This is a genomic window from Oceanobacillus iheyensis HTE831, from assembly GCF_000011245.1.
In the GTDB taxonomy this organism is placed as follows: domain Bacteria; phylum Bacillota; class Bacilli; order Bacillales; family Amphibacillaceae; genus Oceanobacillus; species Oceanobacillus iheyensis.
On sequence record NC_004193.1, the window covers coordinates 2,448,385 to 2,469,415 of the forward strand.

Here is a 21,031-nt window from a genome sequence, read left to right on the forward strand (position 1 = left end):
ACATTTCATAATCATTACGCTATTATAATTAAGTACATTTATTTAAGAGTTTTATAGGTGAGTCAATTTTATCGCTAAGCTTCTTTTAGAAAGATTATACAAAATAATATGATTAACCTAGAACAGAAGACCACTTTAACTCGTAGCTATTTAGATTTCGTTGGTTTCCATTACAATCAAAGGAAAGTCATTTATATAATCTGAACTTTACTATTTATATTCTACTAATTATTCGTTTTTCAAATAAAACTATATTTAATTAAAGGAGGATTTTTATGAAGTCCCCTGTCGTATCAATGCGTAACCTTAATTTCCGTTACGACACAAGAATCGTTTTAGACAATATAAATTTTGAAATCCCACAAGGTGCGTTTATGGGTTTAGTTGGACCAAATGGTGGAGGTAAAACTACTTTAATTCGACTAATATTGGGCCTTACCAAAGCTGATAATGGAACAGTTGAGGTCTTTGGACAACCGATTCAAAAATTGAAAGATAAGAATAAAATTGGATTTGTATCTCAAAAAGCAAACTCATTTAATAAGGGATTTCCAGCAACTGTTTTTGAAGTTGTATTATCAGGTCTTACGTCGCAGATTGGCTATTTTCGCTTTCCATCAAAAAAACATAAACAAAAAGTTTATCACGCAATAGCTCAAGTAGACATGACCGAATACGCCCATGAAAATATCGGTAATCTTTCCGGTGGCCAGCAACAAAGAATATTTATTGCTCGTGCACTTGTTAGTGATCCAGAGCTCCTTATTCTTGATGAGCCTACAGTAGGGATAGACTATGAGCATGTTCGTAGATTCTATGAATTATTGCATGATCTACATCAACAACACAATAAAACATTACTTTTGGTAACACATGATACAGGTACAATGACAGAATATGCTACCGATATAGTTTGTTTAAATAAAACATTACACTTCCATGGTAATCCGGAAGAATATGCTTCACTTACAGAAAAGGACTTCTCCAATTTTTATGGACATCCCGTTAATCTAGTAAGTCATCAGCATTCATAATTGGAGGGGTGGAATATGCTAATCGATTTTTTACAATATCCTTTCTTAAGATATACATTTTTAACTGGTATTTTAATAGGTTTAATTGCTCCTTTACTTGGAACATTTATTGTAGTTCGTAGATTGTCCTTAATAGCCGATGCGTTATCTCATGTAACACTTGCAGGAATAGCCTTTGGTCTTATGGCGGAAAAAAAATTCGGATTAATGCTTTCTCCTATATATAGCGGGATGGCCTTTTCCGTAGCAGGTTCTGTATTAATTGAAAAACTTCGTACTGTTTATAAGGCATACCAAGAAATTGCTATTCCGATTATCTTGTCAGCGGGAGTTGGATTAAGTGTTATTTTTATATCCATAGCTGACGGGTTTAATAACGATCTGTTTAATTATTTATTTGGATCTGTATCTGCTGTTAGCCAAAATGATTTTACATCAATATTAATCATCTCGATTATTGTTGTATCTATCATAATATTATTTTACAAAGAATTGTTTTCATTATCTTTCGATGAAGAACAATCAATAATATCTGGACTGCACGCAAAATGGATTCATTTACTTTTTATTGTCTTAACAGCATTAGTTATTGCTGCATCCATTCGCATTGTTGGGGTTTTGCTCGTATCTGCTCTAATGACGTTACCAGTAGCTGCTAGCATGCGTTTAGCAAAAGGTTTTAAACAAATGATAATGTACTCAATTATTTTTGGCGAATTATCTGTTATACTTGGTATAGTTTCAGGATACTATTTAGATATCCCTCCAGGTGGTACAATAGTAATGATAGCTATTATTATATTATTAGTAGCTATCGGAGTTAAAAAGCTTCAATCTAAGTAAACGGGGGCTATAACATGAATCTTCAAGAAGCAATGATCGTTTTAAAAGATAAAGGTTATAAAGCAACTGGTAAACGAAAAGACATCTTAGAGTTTTTTGAAGATGTTGATGGTTATCGTTCTGCAAAAGATCTCATAACTCATTTAGAAAAAAGTTTTGATAGTGTAAGTTTTGATACTATTTACCGCAATCTCCATTTATATCATTCTCTTGGTATATTGGAGTCAACAGACTTAAATGGTGAAAAACATTTCCGAATGAATTGTACGCATCACCACCACCATCATTTTATATGTAATGAATGTGGTAAAACAAAAGAGATTGAAATTTGCCCAATGGATTCCGCAGAAAAATCATTGACGAATTATGTCATTGAAGATCATAAATTTGAAATATATGGACTTTGCCCACTTTGTAAAGGTGCTTAATTTGCTAAAATTCTGCATATAATATTTCCTATTCTTATATTTCCATGTATACTACGTGTAGATACTATTTTTGGGAGAAGTGAATAATGGATAAAAAGAAAATGGGAATATCACTACTTATAATAACTAGTATTGCTTTTGTTTTATTTGTAGTATTGATGCAGAATCAATTTAATAATCCAGAATTTGAAAACCATACACACTCTACATCCGTTGAGGCAAAACAAACAGACGAGCATGATAATAAATCTGATGAAAATGTAGATCATAATGACGAAGAAGATAAAGAGAAAGAAGAATCTAACGATGAAAGCAATAATGAGTCAGAACAAGCAGAAACTGTAGAGGAAGAACGAATCGTTAATGCAGACTTATTAAATGTTCGAAGCGGTCCAAGTACCGACCATCAAATTTCTGGAACATTAGCTACTGGTGATATCGTAAACGTGTACGATGATGGTAACGAGTGGGTCGAAATTGAGTATGAAGATGTTACAGGGTATGTTAATCGCGATTTTCTAGATCCTATTGATAATTAAAATGTAAAACGACCAGCTATCCCTTTAGCTGGTCGTTTTTTATTTAGCCACTGATTAAATTCTAATCTCTATGCTAAAACCTCTTCCATTACTTTACTTTCTTCATGTTCTAACATATTTTTGAGAATAATATCGTCAACTTCTTTATTCATTTGACTTGATAATTCTTTAGATGCAGGTGCTTCCCCTACTATAAATATTTTTTTCCAATTTCTATCTTTCGCTTGTTTATCTAACTTTCCTGCGATACTTTTATACCAACGCTGTTGGTTAGCTTCGTATCTTGCTTCAAAGTGATCCTTTTGTAAATTTCCTGATCCAAGTCCTGTAGTTGAATTTCCTTGACGCGGTCCTTGCATCGTTCTCCAGGTTTCCTCTTCTACATCTAATTCATAACCCACAGTATCCTTAAGCATATTTAAGTTCGTGTCTAGTAGTTTAATATAATTTTGCTGAACTAAAATAATGCCTGTATGTGGGTATTTCTCTCCTAGAATTTTTAATTGATTTAATTCAGGGGTTTCTTGCCAATAAAATTCATCTTCTAATCGCATTTGCACACGTTCAGCAAACCAAACTGTTTCATCAGCTGTAGCAAATACAATAAGTCCCCTCATTAAACTCTTTTCATATTCTTTTAGATAATCTTCTACTTTCTGTTTTACTTCTCGAAAGTTCTCTAATTCTTCTTTGTTATCTCCTTCTTCAAGATATTGCTCAAAATTTCTCATTCCATTTTTAAGATGTATTTTCCATTCTCCGCCTTGCTGATCTGGATCACTTAAATCCGTATTTAAATACATTGTAAATATTTTGTTACTACCTTCTGTCTGCATATATTCAAGTTCTTTAATCTTTTTTTGAATGTCCAAGATAGGACACCTCCTAAAATGATTGTACTAGTTATGTAACCGTCATAAAGAAAAACTAAACTACATATTTTTAATCACTGCATCAAAGGTAAAACAAAAAAGCTTCGGAGTAGAAAAATTCTACACACGAAGCTTTAAATTCTTTTAGTACTAGCTGTTCAAAAAGGAGACTTTCTGCTAAAATCGCCCATGTCCTGTGGCTAAAGCAAAAATCACCACATCCTGTGGAAGCTCATTTTTTACCCTACTTTTCGAACAATCTTTAAGCTATTTTAGTTATTTTAACTCGTTTAATTTGGAAGCCATCTTTTTCAATAAGTGCAAATTCATGTCCTTCATATTCCATAACAGTTCCAACATCTGCTTCTAAATTATGAGTAAAGAACCATCCACCAATTGTATCTACTTCATCGTCTTCTAAATAGATACTTAACCTTTGATTTACTTCATCTAAACTTAGTCTACCTGAAACAAGAAATGTATTTTCGTCTACCGTTTCAAAATCCGGTGTTTCATCTTCATCAAACTCATCACGAATATCTCCAACAATTTCCTCTAAGATATCTTCTACTGTTACTAACCCTGCAGTACCGCCATATTCATCGTTAACGATTGCCATATGAATTCTTTCTTTCTGCATTTTTAGTAACAGTTGTTTTATTGGTGTAGCTTCGGAAACATGAATAATGGGTCGAATAAACTTTTCAATTGAATTTGGTCTGTCATTATCTAGTTGTCCAGTAAAGACTTCTTTTAGATTCACCAAACCAATAATATTATCCTTGTCTTCATCAGCAACAGGATACCTCGTAAATTGACCTTCACGAATAATTTCCAAATTTGCTTCGAAACTGTCTTCTTTTGAGAAATATACCATTTCCGTACGTGGTACCATTATTTCTCTTGCAACTCTTTCATCAAAATCAAAAATGTTATTCACGTACATCATTTCTGATTGATTAATTTCACCACTTTTGTAACTGTCTGCTAGAATAAGTCTTAATTCCTCTTCCGTATGGGTTTCTTCATGTCCACTCATAGGTTTAAGCCCTACTGCTTTGGTAAGCAATCTTGCTGAACCATTTAAGAACCAAATAAAAGGGAATAGTAATCGATAAAACCAAGTTAATGGTCTGGCAACGAATAATGTAACTCTTTCTGCTTTTTGAATAGCTAAAGTCTTCGGAGCGAGTTCCCCAACGACCACATGTAGAAACGTTGCAACAGCGAATGAAATTGCTATGGAAGCTGTTGTAACAACAGCACTACTTAAATTGAAATCTTCTAATACTGGGTGTAGCATCCGTTCAAAAGTCGGTTCTGCTAAACGCCCAATACCAAGGGCAGTAATCGTAATACCCAACTGACAAGCAGATAAGTACTCATCTAAATGTGTTACAACCCTTTTTGCATAAATAGCACTTTTCTTTCCTTGTTCTATATGTGGTTCTAGTTGTGTACTTCGAATTTTTACAATAGCAAATTCTGACATTACAAAAAAAGCGGTTAATGCGATTAATATTGCCACCGCAGTTAAATTAATAATCGTCGATATGTCCAATTAAGATCCCTGTACCAATGAATGGCACAAGGATTTCACCTCCTGATTTACTTTAAAATAATTCTGTAATAATACGCACGTTGGTGATTCAACCAAACAGGCAGAATGACAGCCTCAGTGCAATGTCTGATGTTGTTATTCACTTTTACCTTCCCATGGAATCACCCTCTCTCCTATTCAATATTATAATCTAAATAACTTCAACATGTCTAGAATATAGAAAGAAAATCAGAAAGCATATAACCGTTTCTTCAAATAAGATAACCCGAACATGGATCACTAGTATAAGAAAAGTGATTTATGTCCGGGTTCCTTAAAATCTCTAAAGTTAACCTATTTAGAACTTCTATCTTTTTTTATTATTTTTAGGAAGGAAATCATTAAAATAATTATTATTATTGTAAATGGCAATGCTGACGTTAACGCTGCCGTTTGCAGTGCTTCTAAGCCACCAGCTAATAATAGAACAATTGCAATAGCAGTAATTAACAGTCCCCACACAATCTTTGTAACAAGTGCTGGATTCAAACTTCCTTTTGAAGTCATACTACCCAAAATATAAGTAGCCGAGTCCGCTGAAGTTACTAGGAAAGTAAATATAAGAAAAATAGCTAATAAAGACATAATTGTACTTAATGGTAAGGTACCAAATGTCTCAAATAAGGCTACTGCTAAATCCTCATCTACTGCTTCTGCTATCATGGTACCATTATTTAAATCACTAAATAATGCGGTCCCGCCAAATACAGCTATCCATAGACAAGCAATTATGGGTGAAACTGCTGTGACACCAAATATAAATTGACGAATGGTTCTACCACGCGATACTCTAGCTACAAACGCCCCTACAAATGGAGACCAAGATATTGCCCAAGCCCAGTAGAATACCGTCCATTCTGTCACCCAAGATTCTCCAGTATATGGGGTCATTCTCAAACTATATTGTACAAAATTAGTAATGTAATCTCCAATCCCTAGTACAAAGGATTCTAAGATAAATACAGTTGGACCCATAATAAATACAAATAATAACAGAGCTAAACATAAAGTTAAATTTAAAGTACTAAGCCATTTCATACCTTTTTTCAAACCTGTTGCAGATGATATCAGGTAAACAAGCAACATAGCAACCGCGATTCCTATTTGTACCCATATTGAATTTGAAAGTCCAAATACCGAATTTAACCCACCATTCATTTGCATAATTCCAAATCCTAGTGAAGTAGCTACTCCCATCACAGTCGCAATTACAGCTAATGAATTTACCGTGTTAGCAGTGAAGCGGTTTTTTCCAACTACCGGCTCTATTGCTGTTGATATCAAACCATTTTTATCTTTACGGAACTGAAGATAAGCTATCACTAGACCAACTAACGCAAAAACCGCCCACTGACTAATTCCCCAGTTAAAGAAAGAATAACCCATAGCAACACGAGCAGCTTCTTCTGATTGTGCTTCTAGCCCAGGAAAAGGCGTACTAAAAAAGTGAGTCATCGGCTCTGCAACACCCCAGAAAACGAGGCTAGAACCAAATCCTGTTGAAAATAGCATTCCAACCCAAGCAAAAAAAGAATACTCGGGTTTTGAATCAGCAGGTCCAAGTTTTAATTTGCCATACTTACCGAAAGCCAACCAAATTAAAAAAAGGATGAATACAAAAACTGCAAGTAGGTAAAACCATGCAAAATTAATAGTAGTAAAGTTAAATAATTTATTAGCCACTGCCTCAAATCTGCCAGGGCTTATAGCTCCTATGACAACTAGTATTAATATGAATATAGACGAAACAAAAAATACTGGGTTTAAAAACTTATGTTTATTCATTAGTTAATCCTTTCTTTGTTTTTTTATGTATGATAGCGATAACTATATATTTCCGATTATTAAAAAACTTAAACCACATATTTACCTAATACTAATTTATTGGTAGAACTAAATCATACATTTATTTGCGTTGACAAGAAAAAAACCATAAGGGATTTTTCCCTTATGGTTTTTTCACTTCTTATCAATTAATTAACGCACACTACGTACATGTCCACTAAATTTATCTGCCCAGTAACCACTTGTCATGTTAGCTACTGCAAGTCCAGTTGAATTTTGTGCACCAATAAATTCTCCTCCACCTAGGTAGATACCTACGTGACCATTTGTTTTATACGTATCAAAGAATACGATATCTCCAGGCTGCATATTGCTAGCAGATACTTTCGATCCCGTGCTTGCTAAAGCAGAGGTGCTTGATGGTATTGAAATTCCACCTTGCGCGAATGCCCAAGAAACAAATCCAGAACAATCAAATCCGCTTGGTGTTTTCCCACCCCAAACATATGGTGTTCCTAAATGATTAAATCCAGCATTAATCGCTGTACTTACTCCACCAGATCCTGAAGTTCTTGTAACATTATTGTTATCTGATTCTGAATTCGAGCCAACACTAGCACTTGCTACTGCTGTATTTGGCGCAGGAGAAGTAGCAGTATTTAAACTTCTTTCAACATCCTTTTCAAGAGTAGCCAATCTAGAGTCTTCTACTTCTAATTCATCTTTCATTGCCACTAGGTTGTTTTCTTTTTCTTTCAAGTCGTCTTTCTTCACATCATTCTCTGATTTTTGTTCCTCAATTGTTGCAAGCATTCCTTTAATTTCTACTTCCATATCTTTTAAATCATCAAGTTTAGAAACTACTTCATCTTGTTTTGTTTCGACTTCTTGTTTATCTGCTTCTTGTTGTTCAATTAAAGAAGTATCTGAATCAGTAATTTTATTAACAGCTTGTACACGTGTAATGAAATCACCAAAGTCTTGAGCTCCAAAGATTACTTCAAGGTATGTAATTTCCCCACCACTTTGCTGTAAAGATATAGCTCGCTCTTTTAGAATTTCATAACGCTTTTCAATTGCTTCTTCTAACTCTGCAATATCTTCTTCTAGTTTCTCAACTTCAGCTTCTCGATCAGCAATCTTATCTTGTGTTTCATCCATTTTTTCTTCATTTTCTTTTAGCGCGTTATCTACACGCTCGATCTCTTTATTAAGTTCTTCTAACTCAATAAGCACATCTGCTATTTCACTTTCAGCATCAGATAAATCTGCTTTAATAGCATCTCTTTCTTCTTGAATTTGTGATTGTTGTGATTCTAAATCCTCAACTGTTTCTGCTTGTGCGACACCTGTGAATAAAGTACTGCTTAACCCAACTACAGTTGCTGTAGTTAATGTAAATATTACCTTTTTCAACATTTATTCCTCGCTTCCCTATTGTACTGCAATTCTATAAGACTATTTATGTATTAATGTGAGAAAGTCCTATGCAGTTTTATATATTTGAACACATTATGTATATTTTCTAGGTAATATGAAGTATAACATTGGAAAATGTCATGCATATTATAGGAATGTTACAGTTATATTTCAATTTCGACAAAAATTGCTACGACAGTCAAAAAAATCTGTTCCCTATCATTAGGGAACAGATTTTTTCATGTTTATTTGTAAAAACTTGTAAATTGTTCTGTTTCAGTGGAACCTATTAACGCCGCAGTAGAAGCCTTGCCACCAGAAATGACTTGCGCAACTTCGTCAAAATAACCTGTACCAACTTCTCTCTGATGCCTAGTTGCTGTATATCCGTCTTTTTCACTTGAAAATTCTGCTTGCTGTAATTCAGAATAAGCTGCCATACCATGACTTTTATACTTTTTAGCTAAATCGAACATACTGTGATTTAATGCATGAAAACCCGCTAATGTTACAAATTGGAATTTATAACCTAATTTACCTAGCTCTTTTTGGAACTCTGCTATTTCTTGATCTGAGAGTTTTTTCTTCCAATTAAATGATGGTGAACAATTATATGCGAGTAATTTATTTGGAAACTTTTCATGTATAGCTTCTGCAAATATTCTAGCTTCCTCCAAATTTGGCTCCGATGTTTCGCACCAAATTAAATCAGCATAAGGTGCATATGCTAGCCCTCTAGCTATTGCCTGATCGATTCCTGCCTTTGTTTTGTAGAACCCTTCTACAGTTCTTTCTCCAGTGATAAATAAATGATCGTATTCATCTACATCACTAGTTATCATATCTGCTGCGTTTGCATCTGTGCGTGCGATGATTATAGTTGGGGTACCCATTACATCTGCAGCAAATCGGGCTGCGATTAAATTTCGGACTGCATTCTGTGTTGGCAGCAACACTTTACCACCTAGATGACCGCACTTCTTTTCAGATGATAATTGATCTTCAAAATGGACAGCAGCAGCACCCGCTTCAATCATTGATTTCATTAATTCGAATACATTTAGTTGACCTCCAAAACCAGCTTCTGCATCAGCAACTATCGGAGCGAACCAATCAATATCATTCTCCCCTTCTGAAAAATGAATCTGATCCGATCGTTGTAGTGCTTGATTAATTCTTCTCACCACCTGAGGGACACTATTTGCAGGGTATAGACTTTGATCAGGATACATTTCTCCTGCCATATTTGCATCAGCAGCAACCTGCCACCCGCTTAAATATATTGCTTTAAGTCCCGCTTTCACTTGTTGAACTGCTTGATTTCCGGTCAGTGCTCCTAAAGCATTTACATAGTCTTCTTCATTAATCAGTTTCCATAATTTCGAGGCTCCTCGAGTTGCTAAAGTATGCGTTATATCAATAGAACCTCTGAGTCTTATTACATCTTCTGCTTTATACGGACGTTCAATCCCCACCCAACGAATATCATCTTGCCACTCTTTAGTTAAATTCTCTACTCTTTCATTTTTCATTATACAGTTCCTCCCTCATTTAATTGTTGATAAGCTGGTAAAGTTAAAAATTCTTCAAAGTCTTTTTGCTTGATTAAAGATAGAAATAACGTAGCAGCTTCGTATACATGTTCGATTTCTATCCCTTCAATACCTAAGCTTTCTTCAAATTGAACTAAAACTTCATCTACTATATCCTTAACAACCTCAAAAGTGACTTGCTGTTCATTATCCATCATTGCTTTATTTTGAATCCACTGCCATACCTGTGCTCTCGAGATTTCTGCTGTTGCTGCATCTTCCATTAGATTATTAATTGGAACTGCCCCTCTGCCTGCTAGCCAGGCTGCTACATAGTGAATTCCGACTTTTATATTTGTACGCAAACCTTCCATTGTTATTGGCCCAGTCGGTAACTTCAATAGATCATCTGCTGTAACGTGTATATCTTCCCTTTTTCTATTAATCTGGTTAGCAGCAGGCATGCCTTGATCAAAAACATCCTTTACTAGTTGAACCATACCTGGATGTGCTATCCACGTTCCATCGTGTCCATCATTTACTTCCCGTTCTTTATCTTTTTTTACTTTGTCAAATGCTTGACGATTTAATTCTTCATTGTTTTTCACGGGAATTTGAGCAGCCATCCCTCCAATAGCATGTGCATTTCTTCGATGACATGTCTGAATTGCTAATAATGAGTAGGAGCGCATAAAATGGGTTTCCATCGTTACTAAAGAGCGATCAGGTAATAACATAGCAGGGTTATGTTGATTCTTTTTTATGAAACTGAAAATATAATCCCATCTACCGCAATTCAATCCTGCTGAATGATGACGAAGCTCGTATAAAATCTCATCCATTTCAAATGCAGCTGTAATTGTTTCAATGAGTACAGTTGCTTTGATTGTTCCCTGAGGAATGCCAATTTCATTTTGGGCAAAGGTAAATACATCATTCCAAAGACGTGCCTCTAAATAACTTTCTATTTTTGGCAAATAAAAGTATGGTCCAGATCCGCTTTGTAATAACTCTTTTGCATTATGGAAAAAATACAATCCAAAATCTACTAAACTAGCAGACATAGGCTCATTTTCAACTGTAATGTGGTGCTCTTCTAAGTGCCATCCTCGAGGTCGAACAATGATTACAGCCGTTTTATCATTCAAACGATATTGTTTTCCTTTGTTATCCAAAAAATCAATGTCTTTTCGAATTGCATCTTTTAAATTTCGTTGTCCTTCCATCATATTCTCCCAAGTTGGAGAGCTAGCATCTTCGAAATCAGCCATAAAAGTATTGGCACCTGAATTCAAAGCATTAATGATCATTTTTCTATCCACAGGTCCGGTGATTTCGACTCTTCTATCCTTTAAATCTGTTGGTACTGGATCAATTTCCCAATCTGCTTCTCGTACTTGTCTGGTTAAGGAAAGAAAATGTAACTTTTCTCCTTCAGACATTCTTTTTTGTTTTTCTTTTCTTTCAATAAGTAGTTCTTTTCTTCTTTGATTAAAATGGTGGTGCAATCGCAACAAAAACTTTCTTGCTTCAGTGTTAAGAATATCTTCGTATTTTGCTTTTTTATGATCTGGAAGTATAGTGGCATCCTTCATAAAATCCTCCTCACTAACTGTTGTATAATAATTTAAATTTATATACTTTGTTATATAACAAAGTATATAAAAAAATTTACTCCGCTTTTTTAGACAAACAATAATCACATTCTAATGATGATTGCTTAGCATCCATGGGAATACCACAGTCAGGGCACATCACTTGTTTTTCAGTCATTTTAAATCCTCCTTTTATATAACAGTTTGATAATTATTTATTTTGTTATAATACAGTCTATAAAATTATTAACTGTTTTGCAACACTTTTTCGAAAAATAATTGAAATTTATTCAAAAAGGGTGGAAAATAGAAATATTACATATATTCATTTCATCTCTAACATGGAATATTATACGTATGAAATGGATTCACTTAGGTAAAGAATGGAGATTTTATAGTCGTGAAACTTCGATCATTTATTGGTAGCAGAGTAATTAAAACAGGTATAGCTGTTCTCTTAACCGCTTATATTTGCGAATGGATTGGATGGTCACCAGTATTTGCTGTTATCACTGCCATTGTCACGATTGAACCAACCGTTTCGGATTCAATTCGAAAAGGGTTGATACGGTTTCCTGCTTCTGCAATTGGAGCAGCATATGCAGTATTATTTATTGCTTTGTTTGGGAATTCACCAGTGACATATGCTTTATCAGCAGTTTTCACAATTACTACCTGCTTTCGTCTTAAATTACATGATGGATTACTCGTTGCTACAATTACTTCTGTTGCAATGGTAGATGTTATTCATAGTAATTATGTGATGGAATTTTTTATTAGACTATTTACTACAACAATCGGTCTTTCTGTATCTACATTAGTGAATATGTTTTTACTTCCACCTGATTATCAAAAAAACATTCAAACAAAAGTTTCATCCATTGCTCAAGAATTAGGTAAACAAATACAAGGTATATATTACTGCCTTTTACATGTAGATGAGATAAACAATGAAAGCAAGTATTTAGATAAATTATTAGAATTAGATAAATTAATAATTAGAGCTGAAATTTTAAGTAGGTACCAAACAAATGATTCAAAATATCATTTCACCGAAAACAATCAAGAAAAATTTAAAGATATAAAAACACAGTTACACTTTTTAAGGATCATGCATTACCATCTAACGAATGTTATTGATCACCCTAAAGAACAAATAAACATTGATGAGAAGGAAAAAAATGAACTATTGAATGTATCGTCCTATATTGCACAAGTATTAAAAAAAGAACTTGCCTATAATAGTGATGATATACAAGATAAAAGAACTCGATTGAATGAATTATTTTGGAAAGAAAAGCATAGAACACATAACCTTAGTAGCGATATGTTAAATAAACTTCCGTTCGAATTAGTAATGCTTTATGAATTAATTTCTATTTTGGAACTAACAGAAGATTATTTTTATACAGCAAATTTGCATAAAGAAAACGCCAACTGAAACTAGCGTTGACGTTTTCTTTTAAATAATATAATAGCGATTACTACTAGTATGATAATAATGGCGATATATACAAATCTTGAGTATACATGCATGAATCCTAATATTTGCTGCCAGTTTTCTCCTAAAGCAACACCAAAACTAATTAATATAACATTCCATAAAATTGTACCAAGAGTAGTTAAAAAAATAAAAATAGGGAAATTCATCCTTGTCATACCAGCTGGAATAGATATAAGGCTTCTTATTACCGGGACCATTCTACAGAAAAAAACAGTCCAATAGCCTCTACGTTGAAACCAATCATTGGCTCGCTGTACATCCGATAATTTCAAACGAATCCACTGTCCATATCGATCGATTAATCTCTCTAATCGAGGTATGTCTAAAAATGTTCCAATACAATAAAGTACCATAGAACCAATGACAGATCCAAGCGTAGCAGCTGTTATAACACCTAATATTGTTAGATTTGTATAAGTAGTTAAAAATCCCCCAAACGGTAATACAATTTCTGATGGAATAGGTGGAAATAGATTCTCTAAAGCCATCATTAAAAAAATCCCTAAGTAACCTAACTGTTCCATAATACCCGTAACCCAGTCATTCATCTTTCTGCTCCCCTTTATAGCTTGTCCATGTAATCCATTATATGTCTTCAAAAAATACGTATGCTATAGTTGATAATTACGTTTGCTTACATATTAAAGACAGATATTAGCTATTCGTTCATACGATTTCTTTCTATCCCGATAATTTGAGGTAATTGTAAGAATCATTAATTCGTCACATTGATATAACTGTTGTAGAGTTTGTAGTTGTTGTTTTACTTGGATCGGATTACCAATAATCATATTAGGAAACATACCATCCTCTTCGGACGATGAAGTTTTTTGATTCCACTCAGACGCTTCCTTAGCTAATTGTATAGCTTCTTCTTCAGTTTCACCGCATATGACGGAAACAGCAACAATTATAGGCTTTTTATTCTCTGTTACGTTTTGATACTTTCTAATGATTTTAGGACCATCACTATCTGTCATAAAGTGCCCGAACACATACGCAAGGTCTTTTTCTGCCGCCAGAACCGCGCTTTTTTCACTGGTACCTAATAGCCACGGGCGTGGAGGATCAATTGACTTGGGTGAAATATCAATTTTCGCATACAAATGATCCTCTGGAAAATCATCATGTAAAAAATGTAATAATTCATCAATTAATATAGGCAGATTCTTAACTTTACTTAAAAAATCCCCCGCAAGTGCAATAGAAGCTTCCGCCGAACCACCAGGCGCACGTCCAATTCCTAAATCAACTCTGCCAGGAAACATGGATGCTAACATGTGGTATCTCTCAGCAACTGGAAACGCTCGATAATTCGGTAATAATACTGCACCCGCACCAATTCGTATTGTTGACGTTTGACTTCCAATAATAGCTAACAAAATATCTGGAGATGGGCTTGCTAATTGTGCCATTCCATGATGCTCTGCAACCCAATAACGATGATATCCTTTGTCATCTGCTAGTTTAGCTAACTCAATTGTCTCCTCCAAAGCTTGCTTTGGGGTAGTACCTTCTAAAACAGGAGACTGATCTAATATACTAAGCTTCATCTGAATTTTCGTCCTCCCATATAAGATTATCCACCATTTTCTCAGCTGCTCTCCGATAGAAATTACTCATTCCTGTAAAACTTAGAATAAGCAGAACTTGCTGTAAGTAGTCTGATTCTGTCACTTCCTTCTCATTAAACTCACGTACTAAATCTTGTTGATTTGATATAAATTCATCAAATAATTCTACATTATTCTCCATTACTCGTAGATAACTCTCATAAAAACCTTCCAATTGAAGGTTATCTTCCGAAACTTGATGATTAATACCCTTTAACGATTTACCAACATCACTTATAGATAAAACACTTTTCATTTGATAAATCATCGCAATCAATAGTATATGATCTTTAGAGTACTTTTTATTTTTAATTGGGAATAACAGCTTTCCTTTAGCGTAATTATTTATCATTGTTTTTGTCAGTACTTTTTCATCATCATTGCGTTTTGATGAGCTAAACTTGCTTTCAAAAAGTTGAATAACTTGATCCATATATAAATCAATGTTTGGAATTTCTTCTGGTGATAATTGGTTAGATAATGTTAAATCCTCTAATTGCTTATAAATATCCATTATTATTCTCCTCGTTTTGATTTGATACATATTATACTTTCAAAACATGATTCTGTAAATGTTGACTATATCATGAAACACATGTATTATCGTTATATAGTTTTTAAAACTACATAACGAAATGAAGGTGTTTTTCATAATGAATAACTATATTAGAGAACCGATGAATGCTTTTACACATTTTATTGGAATTGTCTTATCAGTAATAGGACTAGTATTTCTTGTCGTAAAATCAGCACAAATTAGCGCGTCTGCTCAAACGATTACTGCTGTTACTATATTTGGAGTCAGTTTAATTCTCTTATATACAGCATCTACAGTTTATCATTCTGTCATCGCACAACCTTCAGTAATCGCATTTTTGCGTAAGTTGGATCATTCGATGATTTATGTTCTTATTGCAGGGACATATATTCCTTTTTGTTTGATAAGTCTTAAAGGAACAATTGGCTGGATCTTATTTGCAATTATTACTGTTCTTGCTTTGCTTGGAGTTTCTTTTAAACTTATATGGTTCCACTCCCCTAGATGGTTATCTACAATGCTATACGTAGTAATGGGTTGGATCGTTATCTTATTTAGTGGTTCTTTAGCTCCTGAACTTGGAATGGAAGGAATGTTCCTGTTGATTATAGGGGGGATTTTATATACAGTGGGGGCACTTATTTATTGGTTAAAACCAGGATTTTTACGTTTTCGATATTTCGGGTTCCATGAAATCTTTCATATTTTTATTTTACTAGGTAGCATTTCTCATTATCTATGTATCTATGTTTATGTATTAATATAAATTAGCTAAATTAACGAGGCGTCGGGTAACCTTTCTTTTACTTTTTATTTCAATGGGGGCTGATCAGCCTTTCACATACCATACTTGATTGTGAGCAGCACTATTCGATCTACACCCCCGTGAAATTATGCTTTAGATTTGTCTATACAATAAATTAGCTATTACGTTTTATTCTTCCCCACATTTTCATATATCGATAATTTTTGTTTGAATATAATGATAGATTAATTTTTCTGTATGAATTAACGAAGATTCATGCGTTCGTTCAAAAGCATGAGATGCATCAATTCCAGGACCAATTAATCCATGTATAATATCATTACCTGATTGGATAGCTGCTGATGCATCTGACTGGTAATAAGGATATATATCTAATTTATAACTAATATCATGTTGTTTCGCTATCTTCACAAGATGGTTGCGAAGCCCATAATGATAAGGCCCTGAAGAATCTTTCACACAAATAGAAACAGTATATTCATCTGTTAATTGTCCATCCCCGATTGCTCCCATATCAACTGCTAAATACTCCACAGTTTCAGGAGTTATATTTGAATTACCTCCATACCCTATTTCTTCATTATTTGAGAATAAAAAATGGGTTGTATGAGGTAGTTTTATATTTTCTGCTTCGATTTGTTTTATCACTTGCAATAATATACCAACACTCGCTTTATCATCTAGGTGTCTAGACTTAATAAATCCATTATCTGTTATCTCTACTCTCGGCTCGAACGATATAAAGTCTCCTACTTCTATCCCGAGCGCTCGAGTGTCATTAGCATTATGTACTTCTGCATCAATTCGTATTTCAATATTATCCTCACTTCTTTCTAATGAAGATGACTTATGATAAACATGAACTGCGGTTTGATGCATTAGAATTGTACCACTAATAGAATTGTTATTAGACATATGAATAGTACAATATTCTCCTTCAATATAATTAAAGGGAAATCCGCCTATTCGCTGAATTTTTAAACGTCCGTTATCTTTTACTTCCTTTACCATAGCTCCAAGCGTATCAACATGAGCTGTTAGAAAGCGATGTTTATTATCGTTTTCTCCTTTAACAGTCGCAATTAAACCTCCTTTACGATTTCGTTTTGTTTCAACTCCTAACTGCCTCAAGTAATTTTCAACAAACGATATCGCTTCAGTTGTATACCCCGTTGGACTTGGGATTTTCACTAATTGTTCAATTATTGTTTTTGTTGCTTGAGCATTTGGATAACTTTCCATATCAAATTCACTCCTTTAGTAATAATCATCTTCACTTATTTTAACTCAATACTCCTAAATATCATAGTTTTCACACAGTAGTATCGTCACGAAAGTGTCAATAGTTTAGTGGTATTAAAAGTTGTTTCTGCATGCATTATTTAGTAATCTGATAACGACATAAAAATTTTAGGAGGTTATTCTTATGAAAAAAATATCAATGCTATTGTTTGTAGCCATTTTATTCCTTTTTAGTGCAAACACAGTATTTGCACACACACATTTGGATTCTTCAGATCCAGAAGATGGTTCAACAATTACAGAGTCTATAGATACAATTCAGCTAAACTTCGATACTGTTATAGAGCAAAATGCTTCTTTACAAGTTGAGAATAGTGAAGGAGATACGTTTGAGAACAATGATATTTCTATAACTGAAGGTGAACTTGTTGCAACATTAGAAGAGGAACTACCTAATGGTTCTTATACAGTGACTTGGGATATTATTGGTGTAGACGGACATGCGATGCAGGACTCGATCTCTTTTGAAGTTGATGCTGAAGAATTAGAAGAAGCTTCAGAAGAAGATAATACGGAAGAAACAAATACTACTGAAGAGGATGAATCAATGACTGAAGATAATCAATCCGAATCAGAAGACTCTACTACTACAAATGAAACAAATGAAGAAACTGCTTCAGATTCTAGTTCTAACACCATGATTATCGCAATTCTTCTTGTAGCAATTATCGCGATTATTGGAATTGTATTAATTAGAAAGAAAAAATAAGTTATGTACTTCTTCACAATATGGAGTGAGACGTTACTTTATTTATGTTTCTCTTTTCTGGCAGGAGCATTTATTCTAAGATGGATTCCCTCAAAATCTAAACCGACTATTAGTATTTCTATCTCATTACAATTATTTGCAGTATTGGGTATTGCATTATTGTCTTTTGTTCCTTTGATACAATTAATCACACATGTCGCTGGGATGGAAGGGATTGGATCTGCAGTTGAATCGATTCTACTCACTTTCCGAATCGGAAATGCTTGGCTCTTTACGTTTATTATTTGTATCGTTACTGCATTCTATATAACAATCTTTGGAAATGAATATCGGTTGAAATTCATTATAGGGGAGCTATTCCTTCTTTTTCTTCTTACCATTGGAATTGCCTGGTCCAGTCATGCTGGGAGTATTGAAGGAACTTATGGTATAGCAATTCACGCTATGCATGTATTAGCAGTTTCTGTTTGGTCCGGGATATTGTTAATCGTAAGTTGGCTCTCATCGAATTCATCGAATTGGTTAGGCTTTCTAAAGTGGTTTCATCCAACTGCAATTGGTTGCTTTCTATTAATTACTGTCAGTGGCATATTATTAATGAACGTAACTACAGCAGGGACAGATTATACAGATACCTTTTTAGTTTCCTATGGGCAAAGCTTGTTACTTAAGCATTTATTTATAATTCCGCTAATCTTATATGCATTAATTAATGGTTTTTGGATGAAAAAAAGGATAAAAAAGGATCCTACATTTAAACCTAAGCCATGGGTACGTGTGGAATTCATGATTATTACTTTCATTTTCATTATAACTGGTGCGCTTAATGAACAATCACCGCCAATGAACCTAGACAATCTTATAGAACATGGTGGATATGCACCATTGTTAAGTATGTTTTATGATGGTTCGTTAGAAGGTAGTAAAGTTGCTCTGATTGCTACAGATTCTGGTCTTTTCTTAGGAGCAATAGCATTTTTATGTCTTCTTGGAAGTTTATACATTTTTAAAATAAAAAAAAATGCAGCACTTTCGTTTTTAGTATCCGTTATCTTTATCATAATGGCTTATTTTGCCATTATACAAAGTATCTCGATTCGTTAAGTAAAATGCTAATGCTAAACAAAAGCGTAATACACCTTTAAAATCGTAGCGAGTGCGCCCCCGGTTTCTCTCTGAAGGTTTGAGATCCATCTTCTATTTTAGTTAGAGAAATCACAGTGGATAATAGTGTTCACCCGAAACAAAAGCGCAAGCGCCCGTTTATCACCGTATGTACTGCGCCCCTGGTTTTCAAGGGGTGGTTCGACTGGTCGAACTTCTTTATTTCTTTGAGATAAAGGAAACACGATAAGCGTATGCGAATCGATGTTGACTTTCACCGCAAGGGCATAAGTGCGACTATGCCTCACAAAGGACATTCGGCAGTCTTCTTCATCGTAAGGAGGTTTCCGTAAGGACAATAGGTGATGGGCGCTGGAGCTGGACGTGGCTAAATAACTTAGTTGTTTTATCCACAGCCCAAAAATTTTATAATTTCCTAGACCGCAAAAAAGAGATTGGACTTCTGTCCAATCTCTTTTTTATACGTTATCTATCTTACAGTTACTTTTACCGTTTTTACTCCCCAGTTACGAGCAGCAGTTTTATCGGAAATAAACACATCAATCTTCTTCCCTTTAATAGCACTACCGGTATCAGCAGCTATAGCTACTCCGTACCCTTCGACTTCAACAATGCTACCGAGTGGTATAACTTCAGGATCAACTGCAATCACTTTGATATCTGGATTTTCATTCAAATCAATACCATTATATGAAGTCTTGCCTGAACACCCTTCACAGTCTGCTGTATAGGCAGTTGCTGTTACTGTAAATGTCTTATTATCATTATTGGCTTCTGGCTTTTCTGGTTTTACTGGTTTATTTTCTTCTTCATCCTTTGAAGTAGAAGAATTTAACACTTCGCTTTCAGGAGCTTCTTGCTTTGATGCCTGTGCTTTCTTTTCAGCTTCTTTGGCAGCAATTGCTTTAGCTTTTGCTTCCTCTTCTTTTTGAATATCCGTTTTGATATTGCTTTCTAGAGAAGCTAATTTACTGTCAGACATTTCTAGTTCTTCTACCATTGCTTGAAGACTATTTCTCTTACTTTCTAGTTCGGATTGTTGATTTTTTTGAACTACAAGCTTTTTTTCTACATCCGCCTTCATTTGATCTTGTTCATCTTTTAATTCATTTAAATCATTTAACTTTACGACAATTTGTTGCTTGTTATCTTCTAACTTTTGCATATCTAACTCTTGTTGCTCAATTAAAGCTGCATCAGAATCTGTAATTTTATTTACAGCACTGACACGATTAACAAAATCATGAAAGCTTTGAGAACCAAAAATCACTTCTAAGTACGTAATATCTCCACCTGTTTGTTGAACAGATACTAAACGATCCTTTAATATATCAAATCGTTCTTCAATTTTTTCCTCTAGATCTTTGATTTCTTCCTCTAAATCAGATATGTTATTCATTGTTTCATTCATTTTTTGTTCTGTTTCATCTATAAGTGCTTCTTTCTCTTCCAATTCAACTTGAAGACTATCAATTTTAGTAGATAGAGTATTTAATTCTTCTACCGTGTCCATAACCTTTTGTTCTGAGTCAGACAATTCTTCTTGAATCTTATTTCGTTCATCTTTCACTTCATTTAAATCCTCTTTTGAATTTGCATAGACTGGACTATGAAAGATAGAAACTACGAAAGTAAGTATAACCACAATTGATAGCAATCTGAGTGATTTATTCATTATTAAGCTCCCCCTTTGCTTTCTTGGTCTATCTCGAAAAATTGAGTGTACAAATTATTTATGTATATCTAAATTTTTCATGTTTATCCTTAAATTAGAACATATGCAGTGTAACATCTAGAGATTTCAATGGTATTATCATAGTATTACAT

General features: G+C 34.1%; 19 protein-coding genes. 8 read left to right on the top strand and 11 right to left on the bottom strand.

Features of this window, described 5'->3' with window-relative positions; all coding sequences use genetic code 11:
- Window positions 1-275 precede the first annotated feature (275 nt).
- The 4 genes from OB_RS12310 (at window position 276) to OB_RS12325 (ending at window position 2,844) form a co-directional block, all read left to right on the top strand.
- A complete protein-coding gene (locus OB_RS12310; RefSeq protein WP_011066786.1) occupies window positions 276-1,034 on the top strand; it encodes a metal ABC transporter ATP-binding protein in 759 nt (252 codons plus the stop codon).
- Between the two features lie 15 nt (window positions 1,035-1,049).
- Complete coding sequence (locus tag OB_RS12315) at window positions 1,050-1,877, top strand: metal ABC transporter permease (protein WP_011066787.1); 828 nt, start codon at window positions 1,050-1,052, stop codon at window positions 1,875-1,877.
- Window positions 1,878-1,891: 14 nt separating this feature from the next.
- Window positions 1,892-2,305 (top strand): Fur family transcriptional regulator, encoded by a 414-nt coding sequence (locus OB_RS12320; RefSeq protein ID WP_011066788.1) that lies wholly within the window; start codon window positions 1,892-1,894, stop codon window positions 2,303-2,305.
- Window positions 2,306-2,391: 86 nt separating this feature from the next.
- Window positions 2,392-2,844, top strand: a complete 453-nt coding sequence (locus tag OB_RS12325; RefSeq protein WP_011066789.1) for an SH3 domain-containing protein — start codon at window positions 2,392-2,394, stop codon at window positions 2,842-2,844.
- A gap of 68 nt (window positions 2,845-2,912) precedes the next feature.
- Here OB_RS12325 and OB_RS12330 read toward each other — a convergent pair whose 3' ends face one another.
- The 6 genes from OB_RS12330 to aceB all read right to left on the bottom strand — a co-directional run bounded on the left by OB_RS12330 (window position 2,913) and on the right by aceB (window position 11,647).
- Window positions 2,913-3,716, bottom strand: a complete 804-nt coding sequence (locus tag OB_RS12330; RefSeq protein ID WP_011066790.1) for a VLRF1 family aeRF1-type release factor — start codon at window positions 3,714-3,716, stop codon at window positions 2,913-2,915.
- A 262-nt stretch (window positions 3,717-3,978) separates the two neighbouring features.
- Window positions 3,979-5,277, bottom strand: a complete 1,299-nt coding sequence (locus OB_RS12335) for a hemolysin family protein (RefSeq protein ID WP_011066791.1) — start codon at window positions 5,275-5,277, stop codon at window positions 3,979-3,981.
- 333 nt (window positions 5,278-5,610) lie between these two features.
- Window positions 5,611-7,101 (bottom strand): BCCT family transporter, encoded by a 1,491-nt coding sequence (locus tag OB_RS12340; protein ID WP_011066792.1) that lies wholly within the window; start codon window positions 7,099-7,101, stop codon window positions 5,611-5,613.
- Between the two features lie 192 nt (window positions 7,102-7,293).
- The gene (locus OB_RS12345) at window positions 7,294-8,520 is read right to left on the bottom strand and encodes an NlpC/P60 family protein (RefSeq protein ID WP_011066793.1); all 1,227 of its coding nucleotides are present in this window, start codon (window positions 8,518-8,520) and stop codon (window positions 7,294-7,296) included.
- Between the two features lie 245 nt (window positions 8,521-8,765).
- Window positions 8,766-10,052: an isocitrate lyase gene (aceA, locus tag OB_RS12350; RefSeq protein WP_011066794.1), complete on the bottom strand. Its 1,287-nt coding sequence runs from the start codon at window positions 10,050-10,052 to the stop codon at window positions 8,766-8,768.
- Window positions 10,052-11,647 carry a malate synthase A gene (gene aceB / locus OB_RS12355; RefSeq protein ID WP_011066795.1) on the bottom strand — a complete coding sequence of 532 codons (1,596 nt, stop codon included), beginning with the start codon at window positions 11,645-11,647 and terminating at the stop codon, window positions 10,052-10,054. The genes aceA and aceB overlap by 1 nt, the downstream gene beginning before the upstream one ends.
- A 400-nt stretch (window positions 11,648-12,047) precedes the next feature.
- Here aceB and OB_RS12360 point away from each other — a divergent pair, with 400 nt between their 5' ends.
- Window positions 12,048-13,088 carry an aromatic acid exporter family protein gene (locus OB_RS12360; RefSeq protein WP_011066796.1) on the top strand — a complete coding sequence of 347 codons (1,041 nt, stop codon included), beginning with the start codon at window positions 12,048-12,050 and terminating at the stop codon, window positions 13,086-13,088.
- Window positions 13,089-13,090: 2 nt separating this feature from the next.
- Here OB_RS12360 and OB_RS12365 read toward each other — a convergent pair whose 3' ends face one another.
- The 3 genes from OB_RS12365 to OB_RS12375 form a co-directional block, all read right to left on the bottom strand.
- Window positions 13,091-13,699: a DedA family protein gene (locus tag OB_RS12365; protein WP_011066798.1), complete on the bottom strand. Its 609-nt coding sequence runs from the start codon at window positions 13,697-13,699 to the stop codon at window positions 13,091-13,093.
- A gap of 93 nt (window positions 13,700-13,792) precedes the next feature.
- Window positions 13,793-14,704, bottom strand: coding sequence for an MsnO8 family LLM class oxidoreductase (locus tag OB_RS12370; protein WP_011066799.1), 912 nt, complete (start codon window positions 14,702-14,704; stop codon window positions 13,793-13,795).
- Window positions 14,694-15,278, bottom strand: coding sequence for a DUF1836 domain-containing protein (locus OB_RS12375; RefSeq protein WP_011066800.1), 585 nt, complete (start codon window positions 15,276-15,278; stop codon window positions 14,694-14,696). The genes OB_RS12370 and OB_RS12375 overlap by 11 nt, the downstream gene beginning before the upstream one ends.
- A 139-nt stretch (window positions 15,279-15,417) precedes the next feature.
- Between OB_RS12375 and OB_RS12380 the strand changes: the two genes are divergently transcribed.
- Window positions 15,418-16,068 (top strand): PAQR family membrane homeostasis protein TrhA, encoded by a 651-nt coding sequence (locus tag OB_RS12380; RefSeq protein ID WP_011066801.1) that lies wholly within the window; start codon window positions 15,418-15,420, stop codon window positions 16,066-16,068.
- A gap of 186 nt (window positions 16,069-16,254) precedes the next feature.
- Here OB_RS12380 and OB_RS12385 read toward each other — a convergent pair whose 3' ends face one another.
- Window positions 16,255-17,310, bottom strand: a complete 1,056-nt coding sequence (locus OB_RS12385) for a M42 family metallopeptidase (RefSeq protein ID WP_011066802.1) — start codon at window positions 17,308-17,310, stop codon at window positions 16,255-16,257.
- 184 nt (window positions 17,311-17,494) lie between these two features.
- Here OB_RS12385 and OB_RS12390 point away from each other — a divergent pair, with 184 nt between their 5' ends.
- Together OB_RS12390 and OB_RS12395 are read left to right on the top strand one after the other, a co-directional pair.
- On the top strand, window positions 17,495-18,079 hold the full coding sequence (locus OB_RS12390) for a copper resistance CopC family protein (protein ID WP_011066803.1): 585 nt from the start codon (window positions 17,495-17,497) through the stop codon (window positions 18,077-18,079).
- Window positions 18,080-18,082: 3 nt separating this feature from the next.
- Entirely contained in the window at window positions 18,083-19,183 is a 1,101-nt protein-coding gene (locus OB_RS12395; protein ID WP_011066804.1) for a copper resistance D family protein, read from the top strand.
- 490 nt (window positions 19,184-19,673) lie between these two features.
- On the opposite strand, the gene OB_RS18795 is transcribed toward OB_RS12395, so the two are convergent.
- Window positions 19,674-20,879 carry a PcsB-like coiled-coil domain-containing protein gene (locus tag OB_RS18795; protein ID WP_011066805.1) on the bottom strand — a complete coding sequence of 402 codons (1,206 nt, stop codon included), beginning with the start codon at window positions 20,877-20,879 and terminating at the stop codon, window positions 19,674-19,676.
- Window positions 20,880-21,031 lie beyond the last annotated feature (152 nt).

Bases quoted from the DNA above. Each gene is read 5' to 3' on its own strand.
- OB_RS12310 (WP_011066786.1), top strand. From the start codon at position 276: ATGAAGTCCCCTGTCGTATCAATGCGTAACCTTAATTTCCGTTACGAC.
- OB_RS12315 (WP_011066787.1), top strand. From the start codon at position 1,050: ATGCTAATCGATTTTTTACAATATCCTTTCTTAAGATATACATTTTTA.
- OB_RS12320 (WP_011066788.1), top strand. From the start codon at position 1,892: ATGAATCTTCAAGAAGCAATGATCGTTTTAAAAGATAAAGGTTATAAA.
- OB_RS12325 (WP_011066789.1), top strand. From the start codon at position 2,392: ATGGATAAAAAGAAAATGGGAATATCACTACTTATAATAACTAGTATT.
- OB_RS12340 (WP_011066792.1), bottom strand. From the start codon at position 7,101: ATGAATAAACATAAGTTTTTAAACCCAGTATTTTTTGTTTCGTCTATA.
- OB_RS12345 (WP_011066793.1), bottom strand. From the start codon at position 8,520: ATGTTGAAAAAGGTAATATTTACATTAACTACAGCAACTGTAGTTGGG.
- aceA (WP_011066794.1), bottom strand. From the start codon at position 10,052: ATGAAAAATGAAAGAGTAGAGAATTTAACTAAAGAGTGGCAAGATGAT.
- aceB (WP_011066795.1), bottom strand. From the start codon at position 11,647: ATGAAGGATGCCACTATACTTCCAGATCATAAAAAAGCAAAATACGAA.
- OB_RS12365 (WP_011066798.1), bottom strand. From the start codon at position 13,699: ATGAATGACTGGGTTACGGGTATTATGGAACAGTTAGGTTACTTAGGG.
- OB_RS12370 (WP_011066799.1), bottom strand. From the start codon at position 14,704: ATGAAGCTTAGTATATTAGATCAGTCTCCTGTTTTAGAAGGTACTACC.
- OB_RS12375 (WP_011066800.1), bottom strand. From the start codon at position 15,278: ATGGATATTTATAAGCAATTAGAGGATTTAACATTATCTAACCAATTA.
- OB_RS12380 (WP_011066801.1), top strand. From the start codon at position 15,418: ATGAATAACTATATTAGAGAACCGATGAATGCTTTTACACATTTTATT.
- OB_RS12385 (WP_011066802.1), bottom strand. From the start codon at position 17,310: ATGGAAAGTTATCCAAATGCTCAAGCAACAAAAACAATAATTGAACAA.
- OB_RS12390 (WP_011066803.1), top strand. From the start codon at position 17,495: ATGAAAAAAATATCAATGCTATTGTTTGTAGCCATTTTATTCCTTTTT.
- OB_RS12395 (WP_011066804.1), top strand. From the start codon at position 18,083: ATGTACTTCTTCACAATATGGAGTGAGACGTTACTTTATTTATGTTTC.
- OB_RS18795 (WP_011066805.1), bottom strand. From the start codon at position 20,879: ATGAATAAATCACTCAGATTGCTATCAATTGTGGTTATACTTACTTTC.